Consider the following 17,819-nt stretch of genomic DNA (forward strand, 5'->3'; position numbering starts at 1 on the left):
GCGATGCCGCCTATTTGGGCGGCAGGGTTCTGACAAAGTCGCGGGCGATATTGATCCATTCGGCCAGACGTTCATCGTCTTCAATGGCGTCGCCCGCGACCTCGACAAAACCGCTCATGGTGCGGCCGGTGAAATTCATCGGGCCAGCGCCGGGGCGTTCAAGCGTTGCCGCATAGGCCTGCTTGCCGCAGCGCACCAGCAAGCCGCCATCCTTGATCGGGCCGACCAACATGTTGCCGTGCGACATGAAGGCGATACCACCGAACATGCGCTGCTCACGGATATTGGGATCACCGGCCAGTTGCAGGCGGATGCGGTCGGCAAGTTCCTCGGTGGCCATGCTCATGAACCCGATCCTTCTCGATAGGTGACATGGCGCGGGAGATGGTCCGCGACGAGGTCCCAGACTTGTTGGCTCCGAGAAAAGATCAGCTGGTTGGGCGCATACCAGTCGTTCTGACCTGCAAAAAAGCCAACGGGGATCATGCGGATATCGGGGGCACGTGAGGACTGACCATAGAGCGGTGTGCCACAATCAGGGCAGAAGTGCCGCGTGAACGTCGCGCCCGAGTCGCTTGGTCTATCGAATGCTTTTGCTTTCCCGGCCAGACCAAGCGCGCCGGCTGGGATAAGCGCAATAGTGGAGTGACCCGTGCCGGTTGCGCGCTGGCAATCAAGGCACGAGCACATGAACATCGAGACACAGGGGCCGTTGATGCTCATCTCGGTGGCACCACAGGCGCAGGCAGCATTGACGTGTATGATTGGTTTTTCGGGTTTGCTCATGGCATGAGGCTGACACGCAGTGCCAGAGCGGGCAAGCGCGAGGTTCTTGCCTTTCAGACTGACCTTGGCAAAACTTGTCTGTCCGAGAGGGGACCTGATGACGCTCACCCCGAACTTTCCCATATCAACCGAGCGGCTGCGGCTACGCCCGTTCACGCGTGGCGATGTCGACGGGGTTTTTGCCTATCGGCGCCGTGAAGATGTGGCACGCTATCTGTTCGATGTTCCGCTGAGCCGGGAAGAATGTGCCCTGGCGATCCAGCAGCGCATTGGCCAGGTTGCGCTGGAGGCGGAGGGCGACAGGATCGTGCTGGCCGTGGAACTTGCCAGCAATGCTGCATTGGTCGGCGAAGTGTCGCTCATCTGGCGTAGCGTCGACGCGCGGCAAGGGGAGGTTGGCTGGATATTTGACCCGGCGTACCAGCGACGTGGCTACGCTACAGAGGCGGCCAATGCCATGCTTGATCTTGGGTTCGGGCGCGGTGACCTTCACCGTATTTCGGCGCGCTGTGATGTTCGTAACGAGGCGTCATGGCGGCTGATGGCGCGGCTGGGTATGCGCCGGGAGGCACATTTCCGCGAGCACGCCATTTTCAAGAGCGCCTGGGATGAAGAATTTATCTACGCCATCCTCTGGCAGGAGTGGAAGGCGCGGCGTTCGGGTATAAGCAACTGAATTTTAAAGATTTTTTTGTGCGGCAGATTGGAACGTTATTCCGCACTGGTCGCGGAACTGGTGAGACGAGCTGACGTTGTCCCTAAGCATCCAGACATCAGGGTGGAGGAGATCGTCGCCATGTCGTCACTGTGCCTGCCCGTTAAAACAGATCGCTTGTTGCTGCGCAGTTTTGCTCGCGGCGACTTAGAAGGCCTAAGCGCCTATCACACCTTGCCATCCATGCAGCGCTATACCTTTAGCCACACGCGCGATCTCGAGCAGGTGGCCGGTGCGCTCAAGACGATGTGTAGACATGTCAGCCTGCAGCGTCCTGGCGACACTCTGACCCTGGCGATGGAAGACAAGCAAACGGCTCAGTTGATCGGGCATATCTCGCTGCACTGGTCCGATGCCACGGCAGGGCAGGGCGAAGTCCGCTTTTTGATCAATCCGCGACATTCCGGACAGGGCTTTGCAGGCGAGGCGCTGACAGCATTGTTCGACATGGCGTTCGACCACTTTCATATTCATCGGCTGTTTGCCCGTTGTGATGGTCGTAATCACCACTCCATAAAGCTGCTGCAGCGACTCGGTATGCGGCTCGAAGCGCATTATCGGGAACATGCGTTGTTTCAAGGCGAATGGGATGAAGAACTGCATTTCGCAATTCTGGATCGCGAGTGGCAGCGTTCGAGCAAGGTCAAGGAATTGCCGCGCCATCGTGTCGCCTGATTTGCGTCCGGGATCGAAAACACGGTATGTGCGCCTGATCTAGAGATTGGGCACCATGGCCGGAACAGACTCCTCCATCGAAATCAAACTGCTGCCGACCCCGGTGGTGATCCTGTGCGAACCGCAACTGGGTGAGAATATTGGTACGGCGGCGCGCGCCATGGCCAATTTTGGGCTGTGGGATCTGCGCCTGGTGCGGCCTCGTGATGGCTGGCCCAACGAAAAGGCCATCGCCACTGCCTCGCGTGCCGATCACGTTATCAGCCGGGTTCGCGTCTTCGAGACGCTCGAAGCGGCGGTTGAGGATCTGACGCTGGTCTACGCGACCACCGCGCGCCTGCGTGGCATGCAGAAGGATGTGATCGGCCCTGACGAAGCGGCCAAGCGGATGGTTAGTCACATTGGCGGAGGGCAGAAGGCCGGTCTGCTGTTCGGGCGCGAAAAGTGGGGCCTGCTCAATGAGGAAGTTGCGTTGGCCGACATGATCGTGACTCTGCCGGTCGAACCCGCCTTTGCCTCTCTCAATATCGCGCAAGCCGTACTCATCCTGGCTTATGAGTGGCGGCGTCAGTCCGGGCAGGCAGACAATCTACCATTCGGCAGCCTGCTGCATGATGTGGCGCCCCGAAGCGAACTGGTTGGCATGTTCGAGCACCTCGAAGGCGTGCTAGACGAAAGCGGCTTTTTTACCTCGCCCGAGAAACGACCGACGGTGATCGACAATTTGCGCACGGCGCTGACTCGAGGCAACTTCTCCTCGCAGGAGATACGCACGCTGCGCGGAGTGATCTCCTCGATTGACCGGCGGCATCAGCGGCCCAATCCCAACCGACAAAAGCCGCTGCCCAAGAAGGACGCTGACAGCACCGACTGAGAATTCGGTGGGGGTGAACGCTTTAAGCGTTTTTCGGCTTTGACAGTTCGCGGGCGCGGTGCACATTCGCCGCCATGAGTAGCTCCACGCCCACTGACCCCTCGCGCGTTGCCTTTAGCTATAAGGGTTTCCGCTTTTTCTGGCTGACCACGCTGCTGGTCAGCTTTGCCGTGCAAATCATGTCTGTGTCGATCGCCTGGCAGATCTATGATGTGACAGGCAATGTTTTCCTGCTCGGTCTTGTGGGCTTGTCGCTTTTCCTGCCAGCGCTGCTGCTGATCCTTGTCACAGGACTGACCGCTGACCGTTTTAATCGTCGTGGTATCATGGCGGTTTGTCTGGGTGTGGAACTGTTGTGCGCATTGGGCTTTCTGGCGCTGGTCAATGCCGAGGCGCATGAAGTCTGGCCGATTTTCGGCATTCTGATCGTGCTGGGCACGGCGCGGGCTTTCTGGGGCCCCGCTGCGCAGTCGCTGGCGCCCAATCTGGTGCCGCCCGAAGCGCTATCGAACGCGATTACGGTCAATGCGTCGGCCTGGCAGTTCGCCTCGATCATGGGCCCGGCAGCGGGTGGATTGCTGTATGGTCTATCCCCGACAATTGCGTTTGGCACTGGCGCGGTGCTGCTGCTGGTGGCGATGGTGTGCGTGCTGCTGATTCCACGCCCGGCGCGGCGCGAGTCGCAGCAGGCGACCAGTCTCGAGGTCATCTTCGGCGGTTTCCGCTACATTTTCTCCAACAAGGTGGTGTTGGGCGCCATCTCGCTGGACATGTTTGCTGTGCTGATGGGTGGGGCAGTGGCACTGCTGCCGGTCTATGTGAAGGACATTCTGCATGCAGGGCCAGAGGAGCTGGGTCTGCTGCGCGCGGCGCCGGGCATCGGCGCCATCGTGATGGCATTGTACCTGACGCGGTTTCCGATCCGCGATCATGCCGGCAAGGTGCTGTTCCTGTTCGTCGGCCTGTTTGGCGCTTTTACGGTGGTGTTTGGCCTGTCCACGACCGTGTGGATCTCCATTCCTGCCTTGGCGCTGGTAGGCGCTGCAGACATGGTCAGCGTGACAATTCGCGAGACCATCATGCAGCTTTGGACCCCGGAAGAGGTTCGAGGCCGGGTCAACGCCGTCAATTCGGTGTTTATCGGGGCCTCAAATGAGCTTGGCGAGTTCCGGGCGGGCACGGTGGCCCATTTTATTGGCCCGGTGGCAGCCGTTGCCATGGGTGGCTTTGGGGCAATTGCCATTGCTGTGATATGGAGCCGGGTGTTTCCGGGGCTGCGCGAGCAGCGGACACTCGACAAGAAGATGGCCTGAAACCCCGTCTGGCTTGACTCCGGGCCATACCGGCGATATCACCCGCGCACCTATCGAGACCTATGGTCCGTAGGCGCACCCGGGATCTCCTAAAATAATTGGGGTCTGTCGGTCACTCGCAAGGGTGGCAGAGGAGGGCGCGATCCATTCAATCAAGAAAGGGATACGCGATGTCGAAGCGTCATTCAGCCAAATACAAAATTGACCGCCGTCTTGGCGAAAACATCTGGGGTCGTCCGAAGTCCCCACTGAACGCCCGTGCCTATGGCCCCGGCCAGCACGGTCAGCGCCGCAAGGGCAAGCTTTCGGACTACGGTCTGCAGCTGCGCGCCAAGCAGAAGCTGAAGGGCTATTACGGTTCGGTCACGGAAAAGGCGTTCAAGCGCCTCTACACCGAAGCTGCCCGCGTCAAGGGTGATACCGGCGAAAACCTGATCGGCCTGCTCGAGAGCCGTCTGGACGCGATCGTGTATCGTGCGAAGTTCGTTGCCACTGTGTTTGCTGCACGCCAGTTTGTGAGCCACGGCCACATCATGGTCAACGGCCAGCGCGTCAACATTCCGTCCTACCAGGTCAAGGTCGGCGACAAGATCGAAGTGCGTGATCGCTCCAAGCAGCTGACCGTGCTGCTCGAAGCCACTCAGTTGGCCGAGCGCGACGTTCCTGATTATGTCGACGTCGACCACAACAAGATGACCGCAACCTATGTGCGTGTTCCCGCGCTGTCGGATGTGCCTTATCCGGTTCAGATGGAACCAAACCTGGTCGTCGAATTCTACTCGCGCTAAGCGAAACCGAATTACCAAGTTAGAAAGGGCCGCTCCTCAGGGAGCGGCCCTTTTTGCTTTGATGGACCGGCTAGCCCTAGAACTGGGCTGGTTGACGGGGGACGTCGTCGCTGGTCGGCGCTTCGGCCAGCCCTTGCAGGAAGATCGGGTCGTCATAATCATTGGCAGCAATCGCGTTGGGCGGGATGTTGCTTTCGAAGGCACGCAGACGCTTGAACACCGAAATCAGCGAGATGATGGTGGTCCAGGAACTGGCGAGGAATTTGAACGAATCCTCGACCTGGCCGAAGGCGTTGCTGACCTGCTGAAACAGGCCCAGCGTTAGCGTGCCGGCGACAATGGACGGCCCCATGGCGATCAGCGGGACAAAATTGGAGCCCTGCAGATAGGCGTAGCGGGCAATGTTGAAATAGAGGTAGTGCCGGTACAGCCGGAAGTAGTTGTGCTGCATATTGATAAACAGCTGCCGCACGGTCACCGGCTCTGCGCGCTCCCCACTGTCTTCGCCATAGACCAGCTCCTTGCGGAAGGCGGCCTCGACCTTCTGGTTTTCAAATTCCAGTCCGGGCAGTTTCCAGCCAACAGCGGCCAACAGGACGGTGCCGAAGGCCGACGACACCAGTGCGACCCAGACCAGGCTGCCATTGACTGCCCCGAAGAAGGGCAGCTCGGTAATGTTGTTGGACAATTCCCAAAGCAACGGGAGGAAGACAATCAGGGTCATCACCGAGGCTACCAGGGACACTGCCAGGCCTTCGACAATGTTGGCGAAGCGCTGGGTATCTTCCTGCACTCGCTGGGAGGCGCCTTCGATATGACGCAGGTGCTGCCAGTGGCTGAGATAGAAAAACTCATAGCCCGGCGCCAGCGGAACAGGAAGTGGGCGATGAAGAAGGCGTTGAGCACCAGCACAGTGATGTTGGGGATCAACACATAGGCGACGGTCCAGATTTCGCCGAGGAACTGGTCGAGCGTCACGGTGCCCGGCGTGGTCAGGGCAGATTGAATGAGATTGTAGAACGATCCGTACCAGTCGTTGAGCCAGGCGCTGATCTGGACGTTGAAATACACCACCTCAATGATAGTGACGCTGCCTACCACGGACCACCAGTACCAGCGGCGATTGCCGCCGACCCAGTACCAAGGCACGCAGAACAGATAGCCGGTGAACAGGACATATTGGTAGAGCCACACCTTGTCGGGCGAAAAGAACGGTGCCGGATCGGCTTCGCTGGGCGCGATACCGAGCCAGGGACCTAGGCTGAAAGCGGATTCCAGTTGGCCACCGATCGTGTACCACGCGACCATGACGACGGCGATCCAGCACAGAGCCGCCGAGAAAAACAAACGAGGATTGGGAAAAAAAGAGCGAAACACCGCGAAACTCCTGGGTGTCGGAAAGACTGCTTCATCTAGCCGTCACATTTCGACTAAGGCAAGCCGAGGAAGTTAATGTTTGGTAAGGATTGCCGCTGTTGCTGCCCCTTTCCCTCTCTGCTCAGGAGGGTTATCAGCAGGGAACTGACAGAAAGAGAGTTTGGCATGAGTGAAGGCGTGATGAGCGCGGTCATGGACCCGGCGCCGGCTGACACTGATGATGCTGCGGCTGGTGCGCATCCAATCTATGCAAACGCACCGCGGTCTGTGGAATTCAAACAAGCTGCGCAAGCGGCTGATCCGGCATACGCGTGAAGCATTGGACAAGTTCTCCATGGTGCGTGCTGGCGAGAAGTGGCTGGTAGCGCTGAGCGGCGGCAAGGATAGCTATGGCATGCTGGCGCTGCTACTGGACCTGAAATGGCGTGGGTTGCTGCCGGTAGAATTGCTGGTCTGCAACCTCGATCAGGGGCAGCCCAACTTCCCCAAGCATATCCTGCCCCAATACCTCAGCGGTATCGGTGTGCCGCATCGCATCGAATACAGGGACACCTATTCGATCGTCACCTCCAAACTGCCGATGGGGGCGACCTATTGCTCACTCTGCTCACGGCTGCGTCGCGGCAATCTCTATCGCATTGCGCGTGAAGAGGGCTGTACCGCGCTGGTGCTGGGCCATCATCGCGACGATAGCCTCGAGACCTTCTTCATGAACCTGTTCCATGGCGGCAAGGTTGCGGCCATGCCGCCGCGCCTGCTCAATGACGAGGGCGACATCGAAGTGTTGCGGCCACTGATTTATTGTGGCGAGGACGACCTGCAGCGGTTCTCCGATGCGATGGCGTTTCCGATCATCCCCTGCGATTTGTGCGGCAGTCAGGATGGCCTTGAGCGCAATGCAATGAAGGCCATGCTGGCCGATATCGAAAAGCGCATGCCGGGCCGCAAGGATGTGATGATCCGGGCGATGGGCAATATCAATGCCAGCCATATGCTCGATACGAAACTGTTTGATTTCAACGCCCTGTTTGACAAGAGGACTGCGACTTGACCTTTGACGTGATGGAACTCGCCAATATCCTGCGTGACGCTGCGCGTGCCGAAGCGCTGCCGCGCTTCCGGCGGCTGGACGCGTCAATGGTGACCACCAAGACATCGGCTATCGATCTGGTCACCGAGGCTGACGTGGCGACTGAAGAGGCCATCAAGGCTGCCGTCACGCAATGGATGCCCGAAGCGCTCTTCGTCGGAGAGGAATCGGTGGCTGCTGATCCGGCGCTACTCGGGCGATTGGCCGACGCAGATCTGGCGGTGGTGGTTGACCCGATTGATGGCACCGCCAACTACGCGGCTGGCCTGCCACTGTTTGCGACCATGGCGGCAGTTGTGTCCAAGGGCGAGACAATTGCCGGCATCATCTATGACCCGATGGGCGATGACTGGATGATAGCAGAAAAGGGCAGTGGCGCCTGGCTGCGCCGACCCAATGGCGAAGCAGTGCGGATCAATGTGGCGCAAAAACTGCCAATGGCCGAAATGGTAGGCACGGCCTCGGTCGGGTTCATGCCGCCTGAGTCGCGGGCGGAAGTGCTCGGCAATGCGATCAAGGTGCGCATGATCGTCAATTACCGGGTGGCGGGGCACGAATATCGCACCTTCGCCTCGGGCCACACGCAGTTCGTTTGCTTCAACAAGCTGATGCCATGGGATCATCTGGCTGGTGTGTTGATCAGTCAGGAGGCCGGGGCCTTTGCGGCGCGGCTGGATGGTCAACCCTATCTACCTCACCATGTCGATGGTGGACTATTGGTGGCAATTGATCGTGATAGCTGGGACGAATTGCGCCGCGAGGTCTTCACCTACTAGGTGGCCCAAACGATCAGGATCGAAGGGTCTTGCAGCTTACATAAGTCTGTGCTTATGTAATGAAATGAGCGAAACAGACATTTTTAAAGTTCTGGCCGATCCGACTCGCCGCGCCGTGCTGGAGCGTCTGGCCAGTGATGAACTGACGGCTACGCAGTTGCGAGAAGGCTTTGCCATTTCGCAGCCGGCGATGAGCCAGCATCTGGCCGTGCTGCGCGGGGCTGGACTGATCAGCGAGCGCCGCGAAGGCCGCTTTGCCCACTATCGCGTGGCGCCCGAAGGGCTGGCGCCGCTGCATGCGTGGATTGCGCGCTATCGTGCCTTCTGGCCCACCCGGATCGACAATCTCAAAGACCTGCTCAAGGAGATGGATCAATGACGTCGGAGACAGACGCGTTGGTGTTTGAATGCAGTCTGAACGCGCCGCCGGAGAAGGTGTGGCGGGCATTGACCATTCCTGAGTATTTGTCGCGCTGGCTCAAGCCCGCTGACGATATCGAACTGGCGGTGGTGACAGCAGAAGAGAACAAGAGCCTGACCTATCGCTGGCGCGAGGCCGGGCAGGGCGCAGTGACCGATGCCGAGGACAGTCTGGTGACGTTCGAACTGACACCGAACGACGATGGCGGCACATGGTTCAAGCTGACCCATGCTCCGATGATCGTACCGGTTGCTGCCAATAGCAATTGCGTCAATGCGCTGCTGATGGCCGCCTAAACCTGAATCAAATCAATGCTGAACGGAGGTTCGCCAATGCGCGACATGATGCAACTCGTCCCTATGGTGGTGGAACAATCGAGCCGCGGGGAGCGGAGCTTTGATATCTATTCGCGTCTGCTGCGCGAGCGGATCATTTTCGTTAATGGCCAGATTGAGGACAATATGGCAGCGCTGGTCTGCGCGCAGTTGCTGTTTCTGGAAGCCGACAATCCCAAAAAGGAGATCTATCTCTATATCAATTCGCCCGGTGGCGTGATGACGTCGGCCTTTGCCATGTACGACACCATGCAGTTTATAACCGCGCCGGTTGGCACGCTGTGCATGGGAATGGCCATGTCGGCGGGTTCGTTCCTGTTGATGGCGGGTGCGCCCGGTGCGCGAGCCTGCCTGCCCAATGCCTCGGTGATGCTGCATCAGCCCAGCGGCGGGTTTCAGGGGCAGGTGACCGACATCATGCTTCATGCGCAGGAGAGTGAACGGGTGAAGCGCCGTTCCAATGAGCTCTATGCCAAGCATTGTGGGCGTAGCTATGAGGAGGTTGTTGCCGCGTTGGAGCGCGACAATTTCATGACGCCGGAACAGGCCAGGGACTGGGGAATCATCGACCACGTCTACCGCGACCGCAGCGAGATCGAGGCGCTGACGCGCCCCGATGCCGAGTAGTACTGCTCCGATTAGTGAGCCATATCGGGGGCTGTGTCGGCATTGGCATACTGCTCGCCAACGCCGAACAGTCTGCCGTTCTCGGCTATCAGAATGCAAATCAGCGACAGGATACCCATGCCGGCATAACCGATGGCCACTGGTATCGTTGTGTTGTTGAACATCTGGCCGACATAGCCTCCGATCACAGCACCGCCGACGGTCTGGATGAAGCCAAAGACTGCTGAAGCAGAGCCCGCAACGGCGCCCAAAGGCTCCATGGATAGCGAGTTCATGTTGGGGGCGGCCCAGCCAAAGCTGAACATGATCACTGCCAGCAGCGGGAAGAACAGCCAGAGCGGCATGAAGCCAGTCAGAGCAAAGCCCAGCCAGATAATGCTGAAGCCCGTGAACGACAGCATGGCGCCGTGTGACAGGCGTCGCATACCAAACCGGCGCACGATGCGTGAATTGGTGAAGGAGGACACAGCCATCAGGCCGGCCATGGCTGCGAACGCCACGGGGAAGTACTCACCCAGCCCAAAGATATCGACATAGATTTGCTGGGACGAGCTGATGAAGCCGAACAGGGCGCCGAACAGGAAGGTGCCCGCCAGGCCATAGGAGATGGCCATCCGGTTTGTGAAGACGATGCGAAAGCCACCGACAATGCCCTTGAAGGTGAGCGGACGACGTTTGTCGAGCGGCAGGGTTTCGGGCAGGCGGAAAAAGGTCCAAAGCCAGGAACCCGACGCCAGAACCGCCATAAAGATGAAGATTGTCTGCCAAGGCCCGGTCATCAACAGCACCTGCCCAATGCCGGGCGCGATGATGGGGATAGCCATGAACACCATGAAGGTGAGCGACATGACCTCGGCCATTTCGCGGCCTGAATAGCGGTCACGCACAGCGGAAGTGACGATAACGCGCACGCTGGCAGCCCCCAGACCCTGGATAAAGCGCAGGACCAGCAGGGTGGTGAAGTTCGGTGCGAACACCGCGATGAAGGCAGCGATGACATAGATGCCCATGCCGACTAGCAGCGGTGCACGGCGGCCAAAACGGTCGCTGAGCGGTCCAAAGACCAGCTGGGCCATGCCCATGCCGATCATGAACGCGGAAATGACGAACTGTCTTTCGTTCTCGCTCGCGACGCCGAGCGCCTCACCCATATAGGGCAAGGCTGGCAGCATCACGTCGATGGCCAAAGCATTGAGGGCCATCAAGGCCGCCATCAGGGCAATGAATTCGGGGCGCGAGAGGACTCGCGTGAAATGATTGGACATGAATTGATCTCGGGAAAGCTGCCGCAGAGCCGCAGGCGCTGTGAGTGTGGTCGGAACATGAACCCGCAAAAGGGCTTTGGCAAGGCTTGATCGTCAGGAAACGATGGTTGCCTGGCGATCTGGTTTTCAGGCGGGCTTCAATGCAAAGCTGGGTGCAGCGCGCTCGTTGATGGGCAGGTGCATGGCCGCCGAAGCCAGGCCCAGCATGATGCCCAGATACCAAACCAGACTATAGGAGCCAGTCATGTCAAACACATAACCACCGAGCCAGACACCAACAAAGGAGCCGATCTGGTGGCTGAGAAAGGCAATGCCATAGAGCATGCCGAGATAGCGGGCGCCGAAGAACATGGCCACAAGTCCTGCCGTTAGCGGCACGGTGGAAAGCCAGAGTACGCCCATAGCAGCCGCGAAGGTGTAAGCCGTCAGTTCGCTAACAGGGAAGAGAAGGAACAGACCGATAGCCAGTGCACGCAGAAAGTAGATAGTGGCCAGCAGGATTTGCCTGGGGAGGCGACCGCCCAGATAGCCGGCCAGCAGCGAGCCGACAATATTGAACAGACCAATGATTGCGATGGTCCAACTGCCCGTCGCTGGCGACAAGCCGCACTGCACCAGATAGGCGGGCATGTGGACGTTGATGAATGCCAGGTGGAAGCCGCAAACGAAAAAGCCGACGACCAGCAGACGATAGGAGCCGTGCCCCCAGGCCTTGGCCAGGGTTTCCATGAATGGCAGATCGGCTTGGCCAATCGGGTTTTCGGTGCGACCGCGCAAGGCGTAGCTGAGTGGTATAATCAGCAGCAATGCCATACCGAGATAGAGCAGGGCAGACTGCCAGCCAAAGGCGTTGATGAAGCCCTGACTAATGGGTGCAAGGGCAAATTGCCCGAAAGACGACGCCGCGGTGGCGACACCGAAGATCAGTGAGCGCTTCTCGGGTGGAACAGCACGGCCAAAAGCGGCCATGACCACGCTGAACGAGGAAATGGCAATGCCCACGCCGGTAATGATGCCGGCGGTCACAGCCATGATGCTGGCATTGGGCGAGATGGTCATCAGGACAACCCCCAACGCGTAGATCGCCGCGCCGATGGCGATTGTGCGGCCCGTGCCCACGCGATCGGCATAGGCGCCAGCAAATGGCTGGGCTATGCCCCATGCCAGGTTCTGGATCGCCATTGCCATGCCCCAACCTTCGCGAGACAGACCCAGATCGGCTGTCATGGGCAGTGTGAACAGGCCAAAGCTGGTGCGGACGCCGTTACCGATCGCGGCGACGGCGCAACCGGCGATGATCAGCACGAGCAGCGGCACGGCTGGGCGAAGGGCTGAGGTGTTCATGACGCACGATCCAATTGCTCGGGCGAATCTTGTACGCCCGCCAAGTCATCACGCAAAACAATAATGCGGAATGGGATGGATCAGCATCATTGATAGCTCGGGAGAGACAAGAACGCCGGACACGAGGCCCGGCGTTGCTGAACAAGTCCGAAGTGCATCGATCAGGCGGTCTGTTTGACCGCTATGCCTGCCGATTCCATGTGGGTCTGCAGTTCGCCTGCCTGGAACATTTCGCGGATGATGTCGGCACCACCAACGAATTCACCCTTTACATAGAGCTGGGGAATGGTTGGCCAATTGGTGTAGGTCTTGATGCCGTCCCGCAGTTCATCGCTCTCGAGAACATTGGCGCTGTCATACGGGACGCCGAGATAGTTCAGAATCTGGACGACCTGACCGGAAAAGCCGCACTGCGGAAAATCGGGCGAGCCTTTCATGAAAAGGAACACGTCGTTGTTCTTCACCTTTTCGTCGATGAAAGCATTGATGTCGGTCATAGCAGAAGCCTTTCTGGAGCCAGGGGGCGGGCCCGAAAATTGTTGGCCCATAAATAGGAGCTTGGTGTGGCGCTGTCGAGGGGTGCATCGGCAATCGCCGATCAAGCTTGATTGTGTGCTTCAATCCAGCCTCGCGGCAATCCAGGGATGGCTGGTGAGGTCTTGAACGGTATCGAACTGGATTGCCTCCCAGCCCGCACGGCGGGCACCGTCGATGACCTTGGGGGTGTCATCAAAAAGGAGCGGTGGTTCGATTTGTGGACCGATGCGTTTTTCTATGAAGTCGAAATAGTCCTGATGTGGCTTCAGCGCGCCTATGCGGGCCGAATAGAACATGTCCTCAAACAACGCTGCAAAGCCCAAATGACTCCAGAGCCAGTTGGCGCGCAAATGCTCCTGATTGGTGGCGATGTAGAGCCGCAGATCAGACCGTGCGCCGAGCTGTCTTACAACGTCGAGAACAGGCTGATTGATCGCGCTGTCATGGCTCAGCCAATAGTTCAGCACGGTCATAGTTGAGCCGTTATAGCCCAGGGCGGGGAGACGCCGCTCCAGCGCCTCGACCAACGAGGTCTGGCCGATGATTACCTTCTTCATGAAGATGTCGTAGATGAACTCTTGCTGAAAGCGCTCCGGATCTATGCCCAGATCTGCCTGTAGGTTGGCGTTCCAGCGATGCTGCTGTGCCTCTGGTCGGGCGTGGTATCCGTCAACCAGCACCCCATCGACATCAAAGAATACCGCCCGCGTCACTGGCGCTTCTCGATTGCGCCAAGTCCGGCAATGACTTCGGGTGGTATGTTGAGGCTTTGAATCACCTCGGTGTGTTGGCGGAAGCCAATAAGCTCGCGTTGTACAAAATAGGCCCAAACCACGCTACGGCCGTGGGCCAATGCTGTGGTGTTGTCGGTGCCTGCTGCGGCCAGAGCGGACATCGCGGCTATGACTTTAGCTTCTGCGGCGCCCAGCGACGAGGCGCGCTCCGCCATGATCTCATTGTCGAGGGCGGCGGTGCCGGCCTCGGGTTTGACCATGGCTATCAGATCAAGCGAGTCCCGGAGCGACACTGGGCTGGCCCGGCTCTAGTCGGGCACGCCGGTTTGGAGCGCGAGCGCATGCAGCGCCCCGCCCATATCGGGCTGCAACGCGGCATAGACCAACTGGTGTTGCTGCACGCGTGACTTGCCGCGGAACTGTTCAGAGATAACCGTGGCGGCCCAATGATCGCCATCGCCGGCCAGATCGCGGATCTCGATATTGGCGTCCGGAATGGCGGCCTTGATGCGACGTTCGATTTCGGTGGCTTCCATCGCCATGGCGCTACTCCTTGAGTGGGTGGCCGTCCGGCCGATTCAGTGAAAGATAGGCCACGCCAGAGGCGGCTTCAATACGGCGCGTTGCTGCCGGCTATTGGGTCGCAGCCGGGGTGAGTTCGGTGGTCACTCCCACGCAGCATTCAGCATCCGCTTCGGTTGAAAAATTGGCGATGATGAAATCAACAATCGGACGGGCCTGCTCGGCCATTGTTGTGTCGAACAGACAGTCGAGGGTGTAGCCGAGGCCATTGGCGACGGTTTCGGTGTGAACAATGGTGAGGGGAATGCCCATTGGCGAGTCGGTGCTGGTGCCCTCATAGATAAGGGCGGCATCACTCTGATATGCGGTGGTGCCCTTGGCCCCCATGAGGAAGCCCGGGAATGTCTCACTCCAGCCCGCCTCGAGATCGGCATCTACCAGCGAGGCGAGGGCGCCTTCAGGTGTCCAGCCGCTGTCGTCAACCGGCACAAAGCTCATATTGCACTGCAGCGGGGCATTGGTATGGTTGATGGTCAGCGGTTTGTCGACGCCGCCCGAGGCTTCCATGGTGTCGGGATAGCTCAGCGTATAGGGCTGATCGGGCAGCACGGATCGCGTGATGTTGATGTTCTGCGCGAAGGCGGCGCTCGGCGCCAGGACCATCGAGAGGACTGCCAGGCAGCCCATTGCGGGTCGAATGATCATTGTAGTCTCCAAAAATAGCAGCGCCGCTCCCGAGGTGCCAGAACACCCCAAAGAGCGGCGATCATAAGGCAGATGCACCGATTAGGCTGCAGCGCCGTCCATGAAATCGGGGAACCAGCCTTCATAGGCTGATTTGAGATCGGCAACCGGGAGCGGTTTTGCTGCACCAAGCACCAGATCGGTGCCGCCTGTGCTGCCGATCCACGGGCAGAATACACCCAGTTTCTCGCCTTCGTTCCAAAGCGCCAGCATCTCATCGCTTTGCGGATCGATATTGACGGTCACCAGGTAGCGACCCTGATCCTCGCTGAAATATTGCAGGATGGGATCGTGGCCTTCGAGATCAACAATCTGTGCGCCGATACCCGAGGCGACGGCCATTTCCGCCAGACCCACGCCCAGGCCACCATCGGAGAGATCGTGACAGGCGGTGACCACGCCGGAACGGATCAGCTTACGCACGAAATCGCCAGTGCGACGTTCATGGGCCAGATCGACAGGCGGGGCGGCGCCATCGCGGCGGTTGAACAGATCGCGCAGATAAATCGACTGACCCAGATGGGTGCCGCGCTTGTCGGGGGAGCCGATCAGCAGGATAGGCTGGTTTTCTGCAGCAAAAGCGATGCGCGCCATACCGGTCCAGTCGGGAAGAAGGCCGACGCCACCAATGGTTGGAGTAGGCAGAATGCCCTGGCCGTTGGTTTCGTTGTAGAGCGAGACATTGCCCGAAACGATCGGGAAGTCGAGCGCGGTGCAGGCTTCCCCAATGCCCTTGATAGCATGGACCAGCTGGCTCATGATTTCGGGGCGTTCGGGATTGCCGAAATTGAGATTGTCGGTTGCGGCTAGAGGTTCAGCACCCGTTGCGGTCAGATTGCGCCAGGCTTCGGCCACAGCCTGCTTGCCACCCTCATAGGGATCAGCTTCGCAATAGCGCGGATTGACGTCAGAGGTGAAGGCCAGCCCCTTGGTGGGGTGGCCCTCAACCCGGATCACGCCGGCGTCACCGCCGGGCAATTGCATGGAATTGCCCTGGATCAGGGTGTCGTACTGCTCATAGACCCAGCGACGTGAGGCGATCTGGTGGCCGCCCACCAGCTTGAGCAGGGCCTCAGCCACGTCCAACTGTGGCACATCATCAGCTGCCAGCGCGGCTGCAGGCGCGGCCGGGGTCCATGGACGGTCGTATTCCGGGGCTTCGTCGCCGAGTTCCTTGATCGGCAGATTGGCGACTTCATCACCCTGCCAGAGCACGCGGAAGCGCAGATCGTCTGTAGTCTTCCCCACGGTGGCGAAATCGAGTTCCCATTTCACGAACACGGCCCGGGCTACCGCTTCCTTTTCGGGATGCAGGACCATGAGCATGCGCTCCTGGGATTCCGAGAGCATCATCTCATAGGCGGTCATGTTGGTTTCGCGTACGGGTACCTTGTCGAGATCCAGCTCGACGCCCAGATCGCCCTTGGCGCCCATTTCGACTGCCGAACAGGTCAACCCTGCCGCACCCATGTCCTGAATGGCAATGACGGCGCCGGTCGCCATCAGTTCTAGGCACGCTTCAAGCAGACGCTTTTCAGTAAAGGGGTCGCCAACCTGCACGGTAGGGCGTTTCTCTTCGATGTCATCGCCAAATTCGGCAGAGGCCATGGTCGCGCCACCGACGCCATCGCGGCCGGTCTTGGCGCCGAGATAGACGACGGGCAGGCCAACGCCCTTGGCTTCGGAGAGGAAGATCTTGTCGGTATCTGCGAGGCCCGCGGCGAAGGCATTGACCAAGATGTTGCCATTATAGCGCGCGTCGAACTCGACCTCGCCGCCAACGGTGGGGACCCCAAAGGCGTTGGCATAGCCGCCAATACCAGCCACGACGCCCGATACCAGATGGCGGGTCTTTTCGTGGTCGACAGCGCCAAAACGCAGGGCATTCATTGCGGCGACCGGGCGTGCGCCCATGGTGAAGACGTCGCGCAGAATACCGCCCATGCCGGTACCGGCACCCTGATAGGGTTCGATGAAAGATGGATGGTTGTGCGATTCCATCTTGAAGACCACAGCCTGACCATCGCCGATATCGACCACACCAGCGTTTTCGCCAGGGCCTTGAAGTACGCGCGGACCCGTGGTGGGCAGGGTCTTGAGCCACTTCTTGGACGATTTGTAGGAGCAGTGCTCATTCCACATCGCCGAGAAGATGCCCAGCTCGGTATAGGTCGGCGTCCGCCCGATCAGATCGAGGATCTTCTGATACTCGTCGGGCTTGAGGCCGTGGTCGGCGACGAGTTCAGGGGTAATGACGATATCGTTGGGAATGCTCATCAGGCTGGGGTTCCGTAGGGCGGCTCTGGAAAATATTCCATGTGGTTCTGGGTGGAGTGGGCGGTGTCTTCGCCGAACAGATGTCCGACCAGCCACAAGGCCATGTCGATGCCGGCCGAAACGCCCGCGCTGGTCACAACATTGCCGTCGTGCACATAGCGCTGGTCGAGAATGTAGGTGTGCGGTGCATGGGCACGCAGGAAGTCGAGCGCGCCGCGATTGGTGGTTGCCCGCCGGCCTTCCAAGAAACCTGCACGTGCCAGCAGGGCAGCCCCCGTGCATACCGAAGTCTGCCATTTTGCCTGGGCCAGGTAGGCGCGCAGTTCGGCGTTGAAACTATCGTCTTCAGCCAGTTGGCGCGTGCCCTTGCCTCCAGGGACAAGAACGACGTCAGCGCGTGGTTTACCGGCAAAGTCATAGTCAGCAATGATCTTGAGACCCTTGGCGCAGTTAATGGTCGTGCCGGGCCAGCCGACCGTGAAGACCTCAAGCGGTGCGCCCAGTTGTTTGGCGATAGAAAACACTTCCCAGGGACCAACGAAATCCAGCTCTTCAACACCATCAAAGACCACTATGGCTATGCTGGCGCGGGGGGCGGCATCAGACATGGCGAACCCTC

General features: G+C 59.3%; 20 protein-coding genes and 2 pseudogenes. 10 read left to right on the forward strand and 12 right to left on the reverse strand.

Annotated features, from left to right (window positions below; genetic code table 11):
- Positions 1 to 10: 10 nt before the first annotated feature.
- Entirely contained in the window at positions 11 to 346 is a 336-nt protein-coding gene (locus tag AC0L37_RS06095; protein WP_212657524.1) for a TfoX/Sxy family protein, read from the reverse strand.
- Positions 343 to 786, reverse strand: coding sequence for a GFA family protein (locus tag AC0L37_RS06100; protein WP_282221702.1), 444 nt, complete (start codon positions 784 to 786; stop codon positions 343 to 345). Before AC0L37_RS06100 ends, AC0L37_RS06095 begins: the two co-directional genes overlap by 4 nt.
- A gap of 97 nt (positions 787 to 883) precedes the next feature.
- Between AC0L37_RS06100 and AC0L37_RS06105 the strand changes: the two genes are divergently transcribed.
- The 5 genes from AC0L37_RS06105 (at position 884) to rpsD (ending at position 5,151) form a co-directional block, all read left to right on the forward strand.
- Complete coding sequence (locus AC0L37_RS06105) at positions 884 to 1,462, forward strand: GNAT family N-acetyltransferase (protein WP_282221701.1); 579 nt, start codon at positions 884 to 886, stop codon at positions 1,460 to 1,462.
- Positions 1,463 to 1,489: 27 nt separating this feature from the next.
- Positions 1,490 to 2,176 (forward strand): GNAT family N-acetyltransferase, encoded by a 687-nt coding sequence (locus AC0L37_RS06110; protein WP_282221700.1) that lies wholly within the window; start codon positions 1,490 to 1,492, stop codon positions 2,174 to 2,176.
- Between the two features lie 55 nt (positions 2,177 to 2,231).
- Positions 2,232 to 3,050, forward strand: a complete 819-nt coding sequence (locus AC0L37_RS06115; protein ID WP_212657528.1) for an RNA methyltransferase — start codon at positions 2,232 to 2,234, stop codon at positions 3,048 to 3,050.
- 74 nt (positions 3,051 to 3,124) lie between these two features.
- Positions 3,125 to 4,363, forward strand: a complete 1,239-nt coding sequence (locus AC0L37_RS06120; RefSeq protein WP_269369338.1) for an MFS transporter — start codon at positions 3,125 to 3,127, stop codon at positions 4,361 to 4,363.
- A gap of 170 nt (positions 4,364 to 4,533) precedes the next feature.
- Positions 4,534 to 5,151 carry a 30S ribosomal protein S4 gene (rpsD, locus tag AC0L37_RS06125; protein WP_212657530.1) on the forward strand — a complete coding sequence of 206 codons (618 nt, stop codon included), beginning with the start codon at positions 4,534 to 4,536 and terminating at the stop codon, positions 5,149 to 5,151.
- 76 nt (positions 5,152 to 5,227) lie between these two features.
- Here the strand turns inward: rpsD and sbmA are convergent.
- A pseudogene (sbmA, locus tag AC0L37_RS06130) lies at positions 5,228 to 6,528 on the reverse strand (peptide antibiotic transporter SbmA).
- Positions 6,529 to 6,720: 192 nt separating this feature from the next.
- Between sbmA and ttcA the strand changes: the two are divergent.
- The 5 genes and pseudogenes from ttcA to AC0L37_RS06155 all read left to right on the forward strand — a co-directional run bounded on the left by ttcA (position 6,721) and on the right by AC0L37_RS06155 (position 9,777).
- Positions 6,721 to 7,579, forward strand: a pseudogene (gene ttcA / locus AC0L37_RS06135) (tRNA 2-thiocytidine(32) synthetase TtcA).
- Between the two features lie 11 nt (positions 7,580 to 7,590).
- Positions 7,591 to 8,394, forward strand: coding sequence for an inositol monophosphatase family protein (locus tag AC0L37_RS06140; protein ID WP_282223015.1), 804 nt, complete (start codon positions 7,591 to 7,593; stop codon positions 8,392 to 8,394).
- Between the two features lie 64 nt (positions 8,395 to 8,458).
- Positions 8,459 to 8,773, forward strand: coding sequence for an ArsR/SmtB family transcription factor (locus tag AC0L37_RS06145; RefSeq protein ID WP_212657532.1), 315 nt, complete (start codon positions 8,459 to 8,461; stop codon positions 8,771 to 8,773).
- A complete protein-coding gene (locus AC0L37_RS06150) occupies positions 8,770 to 9,111 on the forward strand; it encodes an SRPBCC family protein (protein WP_282221699.1) in 342 nt (113 codons plus the stop codon). The genes AC0L37_RS06145 and AC0L37_RS06150 overlap by 4 nt, the downstream gene beginning before the upstream one ends.
- Before the next feature lie 36 nt (positions 9,112 to 9,147).
- A complete protein-coding gene (locus tag AC0L37_RS06155) occupies positions 9,148 to 9,777 on the forward strand; it encodes an ATP-dependent Clp protease proteolytic subunit (RefSeq protein ID WP_282221698.1) in 630 nt (209 codons plus the stop codon).
- An 11-nt stretch (positions 9,778 to 9,788) separates the two neighbouring features.
- Here AC0L37_RS06155 and AC0L37_RS06160 read toward each other — a convergent pair whose 3' ends face one another.
- The 9 genes from AC0L37_RS06160 to AC0L37_RS06200 all read right to left on the reverse strand — a co-directional run bounded on the left by AC0L37_RS06160 (position 9,789) and on the right by AC0L37_RS06200 (position 17,808).
- The gene (locus AC0L37_RS06160; RefSeq protein ID WP_282221697.1) at positions 9,789 to 11,042 is read right to left on the reverse strand and encodes a multidrug effflux MFS transporter; all 1,254 of its coding nucleotides are present in this window, start codon (positions 11,040 to 11,042) and stop codon (positions 9,789 to 9,791) included.
- 126 nt (positions 11,043 to 11,168) lie between these two features.
- Positions 11,169 to 12,386 carry an MFS transporter gene (locus AC0L37_RS06165; RefSeq protein ID WP_282221696.1) on the reverse strand — a complete coding sequence of 406 codons (1,218 nt, stop codon included), beginning with the start codon at positions 12,384 to 12,386 and terminating at the stop codon, positions 11,169 to 11,171.
- A 161-nt stretch (positions 12,387 to 12,547) separates the two neighbouring features.
- Complete coding sequence (gene grxD / locus AC0L37_RS06170) at positions 12,548 to 12,883, reverse strand: Grx4 family monothiol glutaredoxin (protein ID WP_212657537.1); 336 nt, start codon at positions 12,881 to 12,883, stop codon at positions 12,548 to 12,550.
- Positions 12,884 to 13,003: 120 nt separating this feature from the next.
- Entirely contained in the window at positions 13,004 to 13,636 is a 633-nt protein-coding gene (locus tag AC0L37_RS06175) for an HAD family hydrolase (protein WP_282221695.1), read from the reverse strand.
- Complete coding sequence (locus AC0L37_RS06180; protein WP_282221694.1) at positions 13,633 to 13,917, reverse strand: DUF6665 family protein; 285 nt, start codon at positions 13,915 to 13,917, stop codon at positions 13,633 to 13,635. Before AC0L37_RS06180 ends, AC0L37_RS06175 begins: the two co-directional genes overlap by 4 nt.
- 48 nt (positions 13,918 to 13,965) lie before the next feature.
- A complete protein-coding gene (locus AC0L37_RS06185) occupies positions 13,966 to 14,199 on the reverse strand; it encodes a BolA family protein (protein WP_282221693.1) in 234 nt (77 codons plus the stop codon).
- 91 nt (positions 14,200 to 14,290) lie between these two features.
- Positions 14,291 to 14,884: a hypothetical protein gene (locus tag AC0L37_RS06190; RefSeq protein ID WP_282221692.1), complete on the reverse strand. Its 594-nt coding sequence runs from the start codon at positions 14,882 to 14,884 to the stop codon at positions 14,291 to 14,293.
- A gap of 81 nt (positions 14,885 to 14,965) precedes the next feature.
- Positions 14,966 to 17,200, reverse strand: a complete 2,235-nt coding sequence (gene purL / locus AC0L37_RS06195; protein WP_282221691.1) for a phosphoribosylformylglycinamidine synthase subunit PurL — start codon at positions 17,198 to 17,200, stop codon at positions 14,966 to 14,968.
- Complete coding sequence (locus AC0L37_RS06200) at positions 17,200 to 17,808, reverse strand: DJ-1/PfpI family protein (protein WP_282221690.1); 609 nt, start codon at positions 17,806 to 17,808, stop codon at positions 17,200 to 17,202. Before AC0L37_RS06200 ends, purL begins: the two co-directional genes overlap by 1 nt.
- Positions 17,809 to 17,819: the final 11 nt, after the last annotated feature.

Source organism: Devosia sp. J2-20 (assembly GCF_055808475.1).